The 17,720-nt window shown below is 38.7% G+C and carries 9 protein-coding genes; 2 read left to right on the top strand and 7 right to left on the bottom strand.

Annotation, left to right across the window (positions count from 1 at the left end):
- Positions 1-418: geranylgeranylglyceryl/heptaprenylglyceryl phosphate synthase (locus QZT73_RS00595; protein WP_291786103.1), on the top strand; the 418-nt coding region annotated here is incomplete at its 5' end.
- Between the two features lie 38 nt (positions 419-456).
- Here QZT73_RS00595 and QZT73_RS00590 read toward each other — a convergent pair.
- The 3 genes from QZT73_RS00590 to aspS form a co-directional block, all read right to left on the bottom strand.
- Positions 457-1,485 carry a phenylalanine--tRNA ligase subunit alpha gene (locus QZT73_RS00590; protein WP_291784784.1) on the bottom strand — a complete coding sequence of 343 codons (1,029 nt, stop codon included), beginning with the start codon at positions 1,483-1,485 and terminating at the stop codon, positions 457-459.
- Between the two features lie 130 nt (positions 1,486-1,615).
- On the bottom strand, positions 1,616-4,468 hold the full coding sequence (locus QZT73_RS00585; RefSeq protein WP_291786101.1) for an outer membrane beta-barrel protein: 2,853 nt from the start codon (positions 4,466-4,468) through the stop codon (positions 1,616-1,618).
- Between the two features lie 230 nt (positions 4,469-4,698).
- Complete coding sequence (aspS, locus tag QZT73_RS00580) at positions 4,699-6,459, bottom strand: aspartate--tRNA ligase (RefSeq protein WP_291786099.1); 1,761 nt, start codon at positions 6,457-6,459, stop codon at positions 4,699-4,701.
- A gap of 314 nt (positions 6,460-6,773) precedes the next feature.
- Between aspS and QZT73_RS00575 the strand changes: the two genes are divergently transcribed.
- Positions 6,774-8,045 (top strand): peptidoglycan DD-metalloendopeptidase family protein, encoded by a 1,272-nt coding sequence (locus QZT73_RS00575; protein ID WP_291786097.1) that lies wholly within the window; start codon positions 6,774-6,776, stop codon positions 8,043-8,045.
- A gap of 275 nt (positions 8,046-8,320) precedes the next feature.
- Here the strand turns inward: QZT73_RS00575 and QZT73_RS00570 are convergent, their stop codons facing one another.
- The 4 genes from QZT73_RS00570 to QZT73_RS00555 form a co-directional block, all read right to left on the bottom strand.
- Complete coding sequence (locus QZT73_RS00570; protein WP_291786094.1) at positions 8,321-10,669, bottom strand: OmpA family protein; 2,349 nt, start codon at positions 10,667-10,669, stop codon at positions 8,321-8,323.
- A gap of 2 nt (positions 10,670-10,671) precedes the next feature.
- Entirely contained in the window at positions 10,672-11,643 is a 972-nt protein-coding gene (locus tag QZT73_RS00565) for a type IX secretion system membrane protein PorP/SprF (protein WP_291782333.1), read from the bottom strand.
- Between the two features lie 311 nt (positions 11,644-11,954).
- Positions 11,955-16,562: a gliding motility-associated C-terminal domain-containing protein gene (locus tag QZT73_RS00560; RefSeq protein ID WP_291786093.1), complete on the bottom strand. Its 4,608-nt coding sequence runs from the start codon at positions 16,560-16,562 to the stop codon at positions 11,955-11,957.
- A gap of 401 nt (positions 16,563-16,963) precedes the next feature.
- A partial coding sequence (locus QZT73_RS00555; RefSeq protein ID WP_291786091.1) for a gliding motility-associated C-terminal domain-containing protein occupies positions 16,964-17,720 on the bottom strand: 757 nt, incomplete at its 5' end.

Raw genomic sequence — 17,720 nt, 5'->3', positions numbered from 1 at the left:
CGCTCCACTCATCGCGCAAAGTAAAATAGAAGTGCTCCCTACAGGTTATATGCTGGTTGATGGAGGAAAAAAAACGAGTGTGCATTATATGAGCCAAACCATTCCCCTACCGAATCACAATCCAGAACTAAGCGTAGCCACGGCATTAGCCGGCCAATATTTAGGACTTCAATATTTTTACTTGGACGCAGGATCAGGGGCTGCTGAACCCGTAAGTCCAAAAATCATCAAAGCAGTAAAAAGAAAGGTAGATGCACCATTGTTGGTAGGCGGAGGACTCAATACACTTGAAAAAATACAGAAAGCCTATTTAGCCGGAGCAGATGTAGTAATTGTTGGTAATGGAGCAGTAAAATCTATGGGCCTTCTAAGAGAAGTTTCGGATTATTTGGAATCCATCAGGATCTTGGCCAATTAATAAGGCGCTCCTGATGGAAGCGCCTAAAGTCCTACTTTTTAAAGCATGGATTTAAACTGCTTTAAAAATCTAACGTCATTTTCTGTGAAGAGCCTCAGGTCTTTGATCTGATATTTTAACATGGCAATTCTTTCAATGCCCATCCCAAATGCAAAGCCAGTGTACTTTTGAGAATCAATGCCGCAATTTTCCAAAACATTAGGATCCACCATACCCGAACCTCCAATTTCTACCCAACCTGTACCTTTACAGACATTGCAGCCTTTCCCACCACAGAGTTGACAACTGATATCTATTTCAGCACTGGGCTCTGTAAAGGGGAAAAAGGATGGTCTAAACCTTACTTTGGTTTCTTTACCAAACATCTCCTTAGCAAAATGGTATAGGGTGTTCTTCAAATCAGCAAAGCCTACATTTTCATCCACATACAAACCTTCCACCTGGTGAAAAATGCAATGTGCCCTGGCAGAGATGGCCTCATTTCTATATACCCTTCCAGGGGATAGGGTTCTTATTGGCGGCTCTTGATTTTCCATTACCCTCACCTGCACAGAGGATGTATGGGTCCGAAGTGCGATATCAGGATTCTTTTCTATAAAAAAAGTATCCTGCATCTCTCGGGCAGGATGATTCTCCGGAAAATTCAAAGCTGTGAAATTGTGCCAATCATCTTCTATTTCAGGTCCCTCAGAGAGATTAAATCCTATTCTTTCAAATATCTCGATGATTCTTTGTCTGGTAGCTGTCAATGGATGAATGGCACCTACCGCAACATTAGTGGGTGGAAGCGTCAAATCTAAGTCTGTTGACTTCTTCTTTTTGGAGGAAGCATTTACTTTTTCTATCAGCTCTTGAAATTTAGCCTCAGCCGTTTGTTTCACCTCATTTACCAATTGTCCATATTCCTTTTTTTGATCATTTGGAATATTTCTCATTTCAGCAAACAGCTCCCCAACCACACTCTTTTTACTAATATACTTCATCCTGTAAGCTTCAAGCTCATCCTGATTGCCTGCCTCTGCTGCGGCTATTGCTGATTTGATGGCTTCTATCTTTTCCTGATGCATGCGCTCTTTGATTTTTCAGAAGCACAAATCTAAAACAATTGATGATAAATCCCCTTTCTTTGGCTGTCCAAATATCAAAGCCATGAGGACAAAAGCTATGAATAGGTAAAAAAAGGACCAAAACAAATACCTACCAGGTTCTTCCCCCACCTCCCCAAGACCTTCCTGGTTGAGGCTCTGCTTGCTTAAAATTGCCGATGATATAAGTGAAAGATACCAATCCATACCTCGTAAGTACCCTTGTAAAAGTATCTTCGATATTCACATCGTTTACCGTCCTGCCTATGGCATTGTTCTGGTTGAGCAAGTCAAAAACAGTAAATTTAAGTTCTCCTTTATTTTCTTTCAGAAATCTGTATCCGGCTTCAATATTCCAAAGCCAAACAGACTGGTCCAATTCTGCTGAAAGCCCTCTATACAACATATTATTCACAGTATTGGAGAAAAAAAGCTTACCATTGTTGGGAGAATAATAAAATCTAATATTCGAATTTTGGATGTAAAAATTATTACTTAAAGTGGTTTGCAAACTACTATTCACAATCGTGTAGGTCCCTGTTGTTGAAACTGTAAAATCCACATCTTTACTGATATTACTGGTCAGGGTAATACCTTGACTCAAATCAATATTATCGTTGAAATTTTTCTGATCATTGACAAATCCAGGGGTCCTATTAAAAGATACACTGGAATTCGAGTTAAACTGCGACCGCAATTTTTGAATAGGGGTACCATATGTCATAAATAACCTGGATCTAAACTGTCCCGATAAGTTCTCTGGTCTGCTGATCTGTGCACTAGGTCTAAGTAGAACTTCACCGTTAATCAGGGTATCAGATTGCGTAATAAAAATGCTGTTACCAATGAAGTTTTCCGTAACAGACAAGAATAGAAAAGTGAAAAATGTTTTATTCTTTTCTAAATTGATTTTGGAAAAATTGGTAAATACTGAATGAGAAAAAGCCTGTTTCAGATCCGGATTTCCAACAATTAACTGCAAAGGATTTTGATTATTGATCACATTTTGCAATTGATTCACAGATGGCTCTTGGGTATTTGTACGATACCTCAATCTAAAAGAGGTGCCTTTATCCCGGTTCCTGTAAGAAGCATTCATGCCTGGCAGAAAGTTGCTAAAGGTTTGATCAAAAGTACGCTCCACGGGAAAAAGTGATTCGTTATTCTGCACCGCATACTGGTAATCCAAATTGGCATTGATATTCCAGTTTTTCAGGTTATAACTATAACCTACACTTGGTCTTTGAATAGTAAATTTATTGTCAAACACATTACTTAAAGCTGTATCTAGAACCATGATGCCCAATTCAGGCAACATGCTGAAGGTTTGTTGGTCTGCTGAGGTTTTGTTATTTCCTATCTGATAAGATGCAGTTAATAAGGATTTTTCAGTGACAGGCTCTGTAAATTGTACGGTTGCCCGGTAATTAAATCCATCTGAAAGACCAAAAGTCTCTTGATTGATTGTGTCTCTGATATCCCTAATAAAATCCCTATTGGCGGCAATCAATTCGGACAATTGATCCCTTTTGTTCCAGGAAGTAAATACCGTAGTTGATATGGTCCTTCCTTGTTTAGCCAGTTTGTACCTATATACCAAATTGTTGGAAATATTGTACCCTTCAGTAGTGGCATCGGAGATTGTCCTTGTACTACTCAAAGGATCCAACATCCCTGATAGGTTAAGGCCATCTCTATCGTTAAAGGTATTATTGTTTTGGAAATTTATGGATGGAGTGATGATCAAAGCATTTTTATCGTCAATGTCATATTCTATTCTTCCATTGATCCTGTGGTTGTTGTTTTTAACGTTATTAAGTAAACTTTCTTCATAAAATTGTCTATTGGTCTCAGACAGAATAATCTCTCTATTTGTCAAGCGAAAAAGGTTATTATTCGTTGAATTGAAAAAGTAGCTGGCCGTGAGGTTCATTTTTTCGCCAATCTTATCACTGTAATTAAGCCCTAGGCTATTTGTGGTTATAATACCTTGATCTTGCCCCACCAGAAAGTTATTGTTACCTTCCCCTCCAGGCCTTCCTCTACCACGCCCTCCGCCTCCACCTGTTTGCCCACCAGAAACACCTACCAGGTCTTGTGAGGAGAAATTTTGTTGGTTAATATTATTGAAAAGCCCGATAATAGATATCCTTTTATTTCCATTGAAGTAATTGAAATTTCCTCCGGCAGCATACCTGTCCTGTGTACCTCCCCCGGCATATATCCTGCCAAACTGCCCACTTCTTTTATCAGGGCGGGTAACAATATTGATAGTACGTGAATAGTTGCCATCATCAAAACCAGTCAATCTGGATTGATCTGATCTTTGATCTAGAATTTCTACCCGATCAATGACATCAGCAGGTAAATTCCTAAGTGCTAAAAAGGGGTCATTGCCAAAAAACTCTCTACCGTCAACCAATACCTTCTGAACCTGTTCTCCCTTGGCCTGAATTTCTCCATTTTGAATGGTAACACCAGGAATTTTCCTCACCAAATCCTCTGCATCCGCATTTTCACGGGTCTTAAAGGCATTGGCATTGAATGAGGTCGTATCTCCTTTTACCTCTCCAACAGAGATCTGACCTTCAATGATGACTTCACCCAGTAACCTGCTGTCTTCAATCAAAACCAAAGTCCCTAAATCCAATGCATCTCCCCGGCTATGGTTGATGGTTATTTTCTGGTATCCCAGAAATAAAATTTCCAATTTGACATCGGGGATTAATGGTCTTCTGATTTCAAAACTTCCGTCCACACCTGTCACAGCGGAAACCAACAATGAATCAGTTACAGTCTTTAGCAGTACATTCGCACCAATCATTGGCTCTTTGGTTTCCCCTTCAATGACTCTGCCTTTAAGAAAAATTTCTTGATTTCTCCAGTCTCCTCTTTGGGCCTGTAAATCAGAGATGTATGCAAATAAAAATGTGAAGAAAAGTAATTGTAAAGCAAATGCTTTCATTGTTAGTTGTTTAATTGTCAATGATTAGACAGCGCGATATAATAAAAAGTTTAATCCCTATGGTTTGAAAATTTTGAATGGATTAATTCAATTATGAATGGTAAAAAAGTAAGGCTAAAGCTAAAAAATATTTTTAAACAAAATGAAAAAAAAACTGCGTCATCATCCCATGATACATAGCCTATAAACAGCCATTAACCATGACAAAATGAAGCAGTCAGAAAAAGAACTTAAGCCTTTGGTACAATAGCTACTTTGATAGAAAGTTCTTTCAATTGCTCCTCAGCAATGGTACTTGGAGAATCAATCATCACATCCCTTCCTGAGTTGTTTTTTGGAAAGGCTATGAAATCTCTGATGGAATCTGATCCACCAAAAATGGCACACAACCTATCAAAGCCAAATGCAATCCCACCATGTGGCGGAGCTCCGTATTCAAAAGCCTCCATAAGGAAACCAAATTGTTTCTGAGCTTCTTCATCTGTAAAGCCCAAATGCTTAAACATCAATTGCTGTGTAGCCCTATCATGAATTCTTATAGAACCACCTCCGATTTCCACACCATTGATGACCAAATCGTAGGCATTGGCCCTCACAGCTCCAGGGTTTGATTCCAATAATGGAATATCTTCACTTTTTGGTGAAGTAAAAGGATGGTGCATGGCATGGAATCGCTGGGTTTCTTCATCCCATTCCAATAACGGGAAATCAACTACCCAGAGGGGTTTGAATATAGCCCTGTCTCTTAAACCAAGCTCCTCTCCCATCTTCAAACGAAGCTCAGACATCTGCTTTCTGGTAGATTTTTCTTCACCACTTAAGACCAATAACAGATCTCCTGGAGCGGCTCCCATTTTATCTGCCCAGGTCTTAAGGTCATCGTTAGAGTAAAATTTATCTACTGAGGATTTGAAGGTCCCATCTGCGTTGCATTTAACATAGACAAGCCCTTTTGCTCCAATTTGAGGTCTTTTTACCCAATTTGTCAGCTCATCCAGTTGCTTTCTGGTATATTCTGCAGCGCCTTTGGCACAAATTCCTACTACAAGCTCAGCCTGATCAAAAATAGAAAAACCTTTCCCCTGGGCCAGTTCATTCAGCTCGTTAAATTGCATATCAAACCTGAGATCCGGCTTGTCATTGCCGTAAAGACGTATGGCATCAGCAAACGTCATCCTTTTGACCTCCTCCAATTCGATGCCTTTAACTTCTCGGAATAAATGCTTCACCAAACCCTCAAAAGTATTCAAAATATCCTCCTGACTTACGAAAGACATTTCGCAGTCAATCTGTGTAAATTCTGGCTGACGGTCTGCTCTTAGGTCTTCATCCCTAAAACATTTTACTATTTGAAAGTACCGGTCAAAACCACTCACCATCAACAACTGCTTGAAAGTTTGCGGTGATTGTGGCAAAGCATAAAACTCACCTAGATTGACCCTGCTGGGAACTACAAAATCCCTCGCTCCCTCTGGCGTAGATTTTATCAAAACCGGGGTTTCCACCTCAATAAAATCCTGGGCATCCATGTATTTCCTGGTTTCCTGCATCATCCTATGCCTGAGCTGCAGTTTTTGCCTCACATTATTTCTTCTCAGATCCAGGTACCTGTACTTCATCCTTAACTCGTCCCCACCATCGGTTTCATCTTCAATGATAAATGGGGGCACTTTGGCAGGGTTCAATACCTCCAGAATTCCAACTTTTATTTCGATATCTCCTGTTGGCATTTTATCATTCTTAGAGGTACGTTCCAATACCTTTCCCGTCGCTTGTATGACAAACTCCCTACCTAAGGCAGCAGCTTTTTCCAATAATTTACTATCCGTAGAACCTTCTTCAAAAATCAGTTGCGTTACACCATAGCGATCCCTTAAATCCACCCAAATAAGCCCCCCTTTGTTTCTAACCCTCTGGACCCAACCAGCCAGAATAACCTCTTGACCTACATGATCTTTTCTTAATTCTCCGCAAGTATGTGTTCTAAGCATGATATTTTGAGCTTGTTTTTTTTAAAGATGACAAAGATATACAAAGCAATTGGAGGAAAAAATTCAAGAAATAAAAGAATCACTAGAATTTTTTTTTAGGAAAAATTTTAAAAAAAATACGTGAATTTTCAGGATATTAGGTAAAAATCACCATGTAAATAACAAATTTCTTAGGACAGGAGAATTGTTTCATAGTAGGTATTCTTCAATGTGTAAATGTTAAGATTCCAAGATAACTCTTATAATATTTGGAATTTGACCGGAATTTAAATTTATTTGGGTTTTAGCTACTAACCCGAAAAACAGACCGAAGTATGAACAAAAATTGGATCAGTGTTGGTGCCCTTTTTTTTGCACTGGCTGGAGGTTTTTATTTACTGGGAAATAACCTTGATCCCAGTACTGAAATTGAAGAAGAAATAGTCCTGGAGGAAGAGGAAGAAATAGAGGAAAATTTACTCTATGGAATCAACATTGATGAACTGGATGTTATTGAAGGAGTGATTGGAAAAAATCAAACACTCTCTACAATTTTAGCTCCATTTAATGTCCCTTATCAGATCATAGACGAAATCGCAAAAAAATCCATTGATATTTTTGACGTAAGAAGGATAGCTTTCAATAAGAAGTTTATTGTGATGACACCTAAAGATTCCTCGCAAGCCCAATTTTTTATTTATGAACCGAACCCAGCAGAATATGTGGTAATCAACCTAGAAGTGGCTGAAATTTATAAGGAGGAAAAGCCCATTGAATTTCGACAAGTTGAAGTTGGCGGTGTAATTAACTCCAACCTGTCCTCAGATATGACCGCATTGGGTATAACCTACGAATTAATTGATCAGTTTGTAGATTTATATGGCTGGAATGTAGACTTTAGAAGTCTTCAAAAAGGTGACAGGTTTAAAGTTGTTTACAAAGAAAAAATCATCGATAGCAAAGTCGTTGGTGTTGATGATATTGAAGCAGCATTTTTTGAACATAAAGGTGAAGCTTATCATGCCATACCTTTTGAGCAGAATGGAGAAATCAATTTTTTTGACCAAGATGGGAATAGTTTCAAAAAGGCTTTTTTGAGAGATCCCGTCAAGTTTACAAGAATTAGTTCAAGGTATAATCTTAGCAGGTTCCATCCAGTACAAAAAAGATACAAACCACATTTAGGCACAGATTATGCTGCCCCCACTGGGACAGAAATCAGGACAGTTGGAGATGGAACTGTAGTTGAAGCCAGATTCACCAGTGCCAATGGCAATTATGTCAAGATAAAACATAACGGTACATATACCACCCAATACTTGCACATGTCCAAAATAGCTTCCAGCATAAAGCCAGGAACAAGAGTTAAACAAGGACAGGTAATTGGCTATGTAGGGAGTACTGGTTTGGCTACTGGCCCACATCTATGTTTTAGATTTTGGAAAGATGGAAGGCAAGTGGATTGGTTAAAAGAAAAGCTTCCCCCTGCAGACCCGATTCTTCCTGAGAACAAGCTGGCATTTGAACAGATGAGAAAGTTAAAAATGGACCAAATAGCTGCTATTCCTTTCACTGAAAACCCTGACCGCTTACTGGCTAAAAAATAATGGTGTACTATTAAAGTACAAAAACATATTTTTTTGGTAGAATGCCATCCGTATTCACGGTAGTTTCACTATCCCCTAAACAAAACGCCTCCAAGAAGTCCGTTTATTTCAAAATCTTAGGACCTTTTTATAGGAATAAGCAGTAATTATTGAAACTATAAATCTTCAAATCAAGAAAGCGAAAAAGAAAAAAAGCTAGCTGGAAACCAGCTAGCCTTTAACAGTAAATCAAATAGACCGAATATAAAAAAATAAAATTGTTGATGTAATGAATACTATTTTCCGCTCACTCTGAGCTCGGTTCTTCTATTTTCCTGATGCTGGGCCCCAGAACAATCTCCTGTGCTGCAATCGTTCACCGGTCGACTTTCTCCAAACCAGGTGTGTTGCATTCTATCAGCTGCAACTCCGCGCTTCACCAAATAATCCATCACCACTTGCGCTCTTCGTTCTGAAAGGCCCATATTGTAGGCATCGCTCCCACGTTGGTCTGTATGACCTTCAATATATAATTTAAGATCACCCTTTCTTTTCATCATCACACCTACGCGTTCAAGCTCTTTCCTATGAACTTGCCTAATATTACTCTTATCAAAATCGAAGTATACCGTTGGGAGGCCTGCCGTCTCCGCAATGCTTTCTAAAAATGCTGGAAGTTCGCAGGGATCTTCAATACCCTCAGGAAGTTCATAATCCTTATTGAGATCAGAGAATGCTTCCAAAACCAACTCACTTCTCCTGTTCAACTGATGGTCAGTTTCAGCACATGGCACACCATCCCCGCAATTGTTGACCAACTTCATTTCTCCATGCCATTCCAAAGTAATCCTATCTCTAGCAATACCATAAGGCTCAAGATAATCTCTTACAGCATCTGCCCTGCGCTCGCTTAGGGCCTCGTTATAGGCATCAGATGCCCGGGAGTCTGTATGTGAGGAAACAACAAGGTCTACGAAATTATAATCAGCCATCAATTCAGCAATTTTTTTAAGAACAGGCTCAGCATCATTTCTTATATCTGATTTATCCAGATCATAATACACAATGTCTACGTATACAGGGGTTTTGTAGGGGATGGCTGCCAGCTTATACTCTCTTCTTAAAGTATCCCCATCAAACCCCTTGGTACTTATGCTGCTATCAGTCACGGAAAAATGTCCCTCTTTGCTAACCCGAAGTACAAAGTCCATTTCGGGATCAAGTTCAGCCCTCAAATGTCCTGTTGCATTGAGTTCGGCATTCACAGTGGAATTATCCGAAGCCTTAAGCTCTGAAATGTAATCTGTAATCAGGTTCCCATCACAGTCACTTACCTTGGCAAGCAGTATTTTGTAAAGATCTTCAATGGTATAAATATCATCCAGACCCATACCGCCTTCCCGATCAGATGATATATAACGCTTACCATCTCCAGCTACTATGAATGCAAAGTCGTCACGCTCACTGTTGTATGGAACGCCCATATTCCGAATGTTCGAAAAACTTCCATTGTCATAGTCAGCAATAAAAACATCCATACCCCCAAGCCCCATATGGCCCCTGGAAGAAAAGTAGAAGCTTCCTCCATTCCTGGAAGGATGGCTCTCATTTTCAGGGGTATTCACCTCTGGACCAAGATTGATAGGCGCAGAGAAATTAAAATCTTCATCGAATTCAACGTAATAAATATCAAAACCACCTTCACCACCAGGCATATCAGACGCAAAATAAATTCTTCCTGCCTCTTCGTCAACAAAAGGGTTCATCACACCATAGGCTTGATGATCATTGTATGGAAAAGCTTTACTTCCGGTAATATTTCCGTTGGTATCGATCCTGCCATAATAAATACCCGCGTGATTGGAAAAGTCCTTAATACCTCCGAGTTTATTTTTCCCAACAAAAGCGGTATAAAATATAAACTCCTTATCAACCGCCAAGGAAGGATCATTGAAGTGGAGTACACCAGCCAAATCAGTTACTACTACTGATAATTCCCCCGAGTTATCCATTTTAAATATCCTGTAAAAATCACGCTCGTTAAAATCGCTGCGCTCATTGCTGAAAATATTATTTTTTGCATCCAGCCGTATAGCAGGTTTGGAACCTACATCACCTTCTTGCCCGCGGTCACTGGAGAAATAAATACTTCCATCTTTATCATTGGAAACTCCAAAGTCAGAACCAGGACTATTAACTCCTTGTAAAGGAACCAGTTTCACTCTGGAAGTCTGTTCACGAAGTTCCCGCATACCTACAAGGTCTAGCTCTGGGAAATCAAGTTCTTGATATCCACCTGCTGCCAATAGTCCATCGATACTTTCCAACTGCCCAGCCTTAATCGCTGAATACAGGTAGTTGGAATAATCATTCTTATCGGAAGCGTCAAAGCTAACTGCCCTGCCCCACCATTCATAAGCATCTTGATAACGCCCAAGCTTATCATAGCTCTTCGCCAATTTACTGGCATTTTCGTAAGTAGCTCTTCTGGAGTAGGCGTCCTTATAGGCTTTTGCTGCTTTTGCATAATTTTCAAGACCATACTGTTTATCTCCAAACCGTACCAATCGGGCTTGTCCATATGTCTCTGTAGTCAAAAAAGACAATAGAAGAGCTAAGATCAATGTGTTGATTATCTTTTCCATGATCAGAACCATCTAGGATTTTTCAATTTTACATTACGTGAAGAAAGGTAATATCCAACTGAAATTTCGTGAGAATTATTTCGAAAATTCTGAAGTACGTTCAAGTTATGGTCATATGCATACCCAATCCGAATATTATCTGTTGCGAATATTTCTGCAATAAATGCAACTGCATTTCTATTCAATAGATTGGATTCCAGATTATCATTCCAAATCTGCACATTGGCCCTGTAGGATCCTCCCAGCCACAAGCGGTCCATAAAGAGGAACATACCGTTAAGATCATAGCTTGTCGGAGCACCTCTTACTTCCTTGATCAGGAAACTGGGCTTGAACTGTACCACATCACTGATAGGAAATAATGCACCAGCAGTAAGAAAATAATGGAAATCATGAAATGCCAAAGAAATATCTTCACGCTCTAATGCTGCCTGGCCTACCATATTGAATGCACTCAAACCGGCATAAAAGCGGTTATTGTGCCAAAATATTCCTGCATTCATGTTGGGAGTTACAAGGCGTTCTCTTCCAATGGGAATATTTGGATCGTTGTTATCATTGAATTTTAACAGATCTCCATCGATCATGTATTCCGTAAAACCTCCACTGACTCCCAAACTGAAAAAGCTTTCATCGCCAACCTGCATGCGGTAAGCATAGGTCAAAAGTCCACCTGTTGTACGTGCAGGTCCAATCTGATCTGTCAAAAAAGACACACCAAAACCTTGCATACCCTCATTGGCACTTAGATCCGCGGTAACCGTGAAAGTTCTTGGAGCTCCTGGAAAATTGATCCATTGACTCCTGTAAGTACTTTGAATGTACCCCTCTGCTTTGTATCCCGCATATCCTGGATTGATATGCAGTCCATTAAAGATATACTGGCTGAACTGGGGCAACTGTTGCCCTACAGCCAGTTGCGGAAACCACCCTATATAGGCCGCAATTAGAATAAAGTAAATAATTTTTTTCATTTCTATATCGGTTTATTTGATTGATGATCTGGCATCGAAAAGGGTTCTATCTGCCTTTTTTAAACCAAATCTGTTTTTTTGATTTTTGGCCTTTGATTTCAGCACCTCAACAATTATGCATTAAATATACAATTTTTTGTTCTTTATACTTAATGTTTTGCAAAAAAAATTATTTTAAAATACATTTTTTTTTATATGAGATATTTTTTTTTGTATTCAAAAGTTTGATTAATTGTCTTTTAATTAGGCTTTAAAATAAAATGGATCTAAGAAGTGGAGTGGCTTAACCACCACTCCAAAACCTATTTCATTTACTTGATCACCTGTATCCATCCTTTAAACTCATGCCTACGTCCCTGCTGATCTGTTGCATTCAAAACAAACATGTAGGTTCCTGCAACCAAACCCTCCGCAGCCCAATCATTTCTATAATTGGAAGTTTCGTAAACATGATCCCCGTATCGGTTGAAGATGACGATTTCATTATTTGGGAACTTCGACAATCCTTTAATTTCAAAGGTATCATTTCTTCCATCTCCATCTGGGGTAATAACATTAGGGATAAAGAATGGCCTAATGGTATTGACATCGCTATCGCTGTTATCATTAGGATCAGAATCCTCCTCATTTGCAGTTACTGTTACACTATTGGTAATGGTCAAAGGATTTTCACCTGTCAAAGGCTCAGCCCTAACATTCAATGTGAATTCAATTGATGCTCCTGCCGGAAGGACTGATATGTTCCAGACAACCCTATTACCAAAAACTTCAGTGGTAACCTGAACCGAAGGATCGGAGGATACAAAAGTAGATCCAAGATAAGCAACTCCTATGGGTAATTCGTCTACGATTTCAACATTATTGGCATCTGAATCTCCATTGTTACTGACAGTAATGAAGTACTGGAATTCATCTCCTTCAAATATTTCAATAGCATTTGAAGTTTTCTCAACAGAGAGGTTAACCTGATTTTCAACAAGTCTAAATACTACCACAGCATCATCTTGATTTGTCGGGTTGGCTGTCTCTCTAAGAACATACCTTAAAACATATTCTCTACGCTCGTTAACATCTGGAATTAGAAGACTCAATTCACCGTTTTCATCAATATTTAAACCGATGATTCCATCTAATTCTGTGAATTCAAAGTCCACTTCATTTGGATTGGGGCGCTCACCTTCCAGCAAATCATTTTCTAATATGTTCCCCAGAACACCAGTAAAGTTTGCAGGGTGTACGCCAAAATCATCATCATTGGCAATTATTTCCAGTAAATCCGCCTGCTCTTCACAAACGATTCCAAAATCAATGTCCAATCTAACTCTGTCTTCATTTGTCAACTCAAATTCATTTGGGTTATCAGTGGTTATTCCACAACCGGTAAATACGATTTCATTTGCCGTATCTACAATTCGACCTGCCTGATTAGGGATAACCTTTACTCTTCCTGATCTCGCCAATTCCTTTGCTGCATCCAACAAATTATCATCAAGATCCAGTCTTACACTATAGTCTCCCAGCGCTCCAGGTCTAACAAGATAGTAGCCATTGATTCCAATAATTGCTTCTGAAACGCTTCCTTCAGGCCCTTCCACAAAAATGTTTGGGTTCAATGCATTGCCAATACCTGCCTTGTTCAATTCACCTTCGTTTTCAGGACCGTCAAACCTTCCATCACCATTGAGATCTATCCATTCCCATTGGTTAAATGGAACATAACCATTTTCATCTGGAATATTTTGAGTTATAAATCCATCATTATTGGCGTCAAACCATTCGTCTTGAATACCATTGGCATTGAGATCGTACCATACAAAGTCGCCAATAACAGGCTCATTTGTGACTGCGTAACCAAAATCATGGAATACATATTCACAGAACTGGACATCGGCGAATAGTAAACTGGATTCCACTGGGTACAAATCTTGAGTAATATTAAGATTAACATCTTGTACCTGAACCAAATACTTTCCGGGAGCTATGCCTGTGAAGAAGTAAGCACCATTATCTCCTGTGATTTGCATGATCACATCTCCAGGTGTTCCCGTTTGCGGAATTAAAAGTACCGGCACCTTACTCAAAGGTTCTCCCGTATCTTCATTGAAAACTGTCCCCTGAATTCTGGTTTTATCTATACAAATAACTTCCACCTCAATTTCATCCCCATCCTTTACATCATTATCAGAAGGATCTTTAGCAGTTACCAAAACTACATTTACTATGGGTGCAAGCGCCAATTCATCCTCCAAGGTAACAGTGTAGCTGGTATTCAATATCCTTTCCTCTCCAGGAAGTAAAATGTCTATTACTTCTTCCAATCCTGTCAAAGGATCACGGACCAAAACATCTGTAAGCGTAGTGTTCCCTGTATTGATGACAGTAATGGTATAATTAATCACATCGCCAGCATCTTGAACTTCTGTTCTGTCGGCTGTTTTTGTGATAGAAATACCACTTTGTTGTACAGAAGTGATGGTTTCTTCATCTGATGTTTCAATATCATCGGATGAAACGAAAGCCACATTTACCACCCTGCCCAAATCTATGTCCGCCTGTGTTGTAAGGTATTCGGTAGTAAATACCACAGCATTGGCCTCCCCAACTTCAAGGACTTCAATAATTTCTGATAGACCAGTCAAAGGATCTTCAACCTGTATATTTTCCAATACAACATTTCCAGTATTGGTAACAGTAATAGTATAAATAATTAACTCCCCGACAGCTTCAAAAGTACTTACTGATGCTTTCTTGCTCACGTTAAGATCACGGAATAGAAGCTCTTTTTCTATAACCTCAAATACTTTAGTTACTTCACATCCATTTTCATCTGTGACAACTACTGTGAATACACCAGCACCAATACTATCCAAAAGAGGTCCATTCCCCACTAATTCCTCATTGACAAACCATTGAATATCTACCTCCCCTACAGCATTCTCTACATTAATTTCTATTTTACCATCATCCTGGCCTGAATTAGGTTTCACGATAGTTTCAATAATTTCAATGGCAGCTGGATATTCTAGCGGTTTAACAACACTGAAAGAGTTTCCTGCTGCATCAAATACTTCCAATCTTACCTCAGATGCATTTGTATCTGTGTATACAAAGGTTGGGTTTGCTTCCTCACTGTCAACTACACCATCATTGTTGAAATCCCACTTGAAAATATAATCCAGGATAGATTTACCATCTTCATCAATAGAAGGAGTTCCTCCCGAAACAAAAGATGAAAAATTAAATGTATACGCACTGTCCAATTCGCAGGCAATCCAATCAAAATCTGCAGATAAGGGTCCTCCAACAATGAATTCGGAAATACATTGCCCTTCTTCATAAGGCTCGCAGTCCTCAACTGGATTGTTGATGCCAGGTGCTTCTCCCAACCAAATGATAAGGATATCATCCATCCGGATTTCATCCCCACAATTCCAAAGAAAGGCTTCACTGACTATTCTGATTTGCGATGACTCGTTAGGCTCAATGGTGCCAAGAAAAGCATTCACCAACAGGCTATTGTCACCGATTTTCAAATCAGCTATAAATCTGGACTCAAATAAAGCCTTATCTGTATTAGATGTTATGGAAAGAGACAGATATACTTCCTTGTTCGTTCCTGGCTCACATGTACTTGAAACTGGGTTTCCAAAAGCATCGGACAGGAATATTCCCTCCAGTGTAATTTTATCAGAGCTTTGTTCACAATCAAATCCATCTCTACAATCCGGAAACTCAGGTCCATCTATAGGATCAACCACTCTTATTGTAACAACTGCCCTGTCCTTTCTACCATCAATTTTGTCTTCAATCTCATATTCAAATGTGTAAATACCTGGAGGTGTCCCAGGTGGAACACTTACCCTACCGAATGTTGGTGAATTAGGATCTGTATCAACGATCAAAAACCCATTTGCGATAGCCCCTTCATTATCAATTATTGAAATCGTTACTTCATCTGAATTCAAAGCTTCACCGTCCAACTCATCATTATCAAAAATATTGACAACATTCTCCTCTCCAAAAAATCCAAAAACAGGCCCTCCAAAATCAGGAGCTGCCGAGACCTCTCTGGCAAAAAATATAAATTTACCATCACTCTCACCAATGTCAAATACCCTGAAACCATAAATTGGTTCATCTACATTAAATAACTCTGGCTTAATTATAGTGAGCCATTGTTTCTGTTCAACTACATCGATTTGATGATTAACGCCTGTATTCCAGTCGAACTGTTCCCTTACCTGAATGATCGTAGCGTTAGCGATTACATTGCCTCCCTGATTAAGCGGTAAAAGATCAAATGCAGAATTCCCGTTTCTTTCTGATACCATCATGTATCCGGAACGGGGTAGTTGAATGGGATAGATAATATCTACAAAAGAAGAATCCTCATCGAGTATAGTGGTATTACCAATATCCCAATAGGATCTTAAATTTGGCGTAGAAACTACTTCAGCCATCGCCTCTAAAAAGGCTGGAAGATTGTTAGAATGAGAAATATGCTGACTTGTTGCCGAATGATCATACTTAATCACCCTGATACCTGAAGGATTTAAACCCGAACCCAGCAAAGGATTTGCACTTTTCACACTAGGAAAGCGGGTTGTAGCGAAAATCCTGTCCCCGTTTTGAAGCAAGATGGACTCAACCTCGACTGTTACATCCTCAGGAAGCGGGTTTGGAAGCGCCTGTGTAGTCTGTACAATGATCTGCTCATTGGGCCCTCCCCTATCAATAATTAGTGTAACTTCCTGAATGGGAACATTATTCTGCTCACTGTTCACCATTATGGTATTCTGGGCATATGCCATCTGGGAAAAAGCAGTTCCAAAAAACAAGATAAGAAACAAGAAATGAATCCATCTTTTCAAAAAGCCTGCGTATCCCAAACCATTTAAGGAGGTGTAAAAACTTTTCATAAGAATATCGTTTAACGGTCTATTTTTTATCTAAATGGGATCTAAATTCAAAGAGCCAATTCAGATAAATAAATTAATTTGTTGTAAATATATAATTTTTTGCTTTTCATAACAAAATTTATTTTGAAAAATATTTTATAAAAAGCGTTTTTATATATTTAACATACTTTTTTTTGCATTTTTGTTCTTGAATATAATTCAGGATGAGCCATTATTTTTAAAAATTAAACCCAAATATATTGGATTTTTTGATCTTTGAAGGATCTTTTTCGAAGAACATCCAAAAAGTCTAAAATGAAGTACTTGAAAAAATATTTGATGTTTTACCAAAAAATAAAAAAAAAGCGGTCAAAGCCGCTTTCCTTAAAAATGAATTAAAATATGGTTGGTTTAAAAATATATCATTTAACCACTTGCAGCCAGCCCTTTATTTCATGGGATTTGCCCGTTTGGTCCATTCCTGTAAGAATGTAATAATAAATCCCAGCTCCAATTCCACTTGCGTCCCAGCCGTTATCATAATTCTTTCCAGTGTAAACCACATCAGAAAATGTATTGAATATTACAAGCTCATTACTTTCGAAACGGTGCAGCCCTTTAATTTCAAACATATTATGCTTACCATCACCATTAGGAGTTATGGTACTAGGAATAAAAAAAGGATTCAAGCTCTTATTTTCCACGTATACGTTGTCCTCATAATTTATTTCAAATCCATCAGACAGCACTTCCACCCGGTTAGGGGCTTTTACCGGATAATTCCCCTCCACAGATTCTACTTTGGCAGTTACTTTAATTCTTAAAGATTCCTGTGCAGAAAGCATTGGAATTGACCATATTACTTTATTATTCTGAATATTAGTACCTATATCAGAAGCTTTGGGAGTCCATTCAATACTACTGGAAAAAAAAGAAACATTTTCAGGCAATTCATTTAAAACTATTACTTTATGCGCATCCTGAATACCTTTATTTATGATGGTAATATAATAATCAAACTCATCACCTTCAAACAGCGTAATCAAATCTGAAGAAATCTCAGCATACAGGTCGACTTCATTTTCAACCAAACTAAATGTTATATAAAGCTCTGAAATTTTTTGGGTGCTTTCTTTTTCTCTAACAAGTATTTTAACTGAATAATTATCGGGTTTATTT

The organism is Cecembia sp., from assembly GCF_007126775.1.
GTDB lineage: Bacteria > Bacteroidota > Bacteroidia > Cytophagales > Cyclobacteriaceae > Cecembia.
This window is presented reverse-complemented; position numbering and strand designations above follow the sequence as displayed.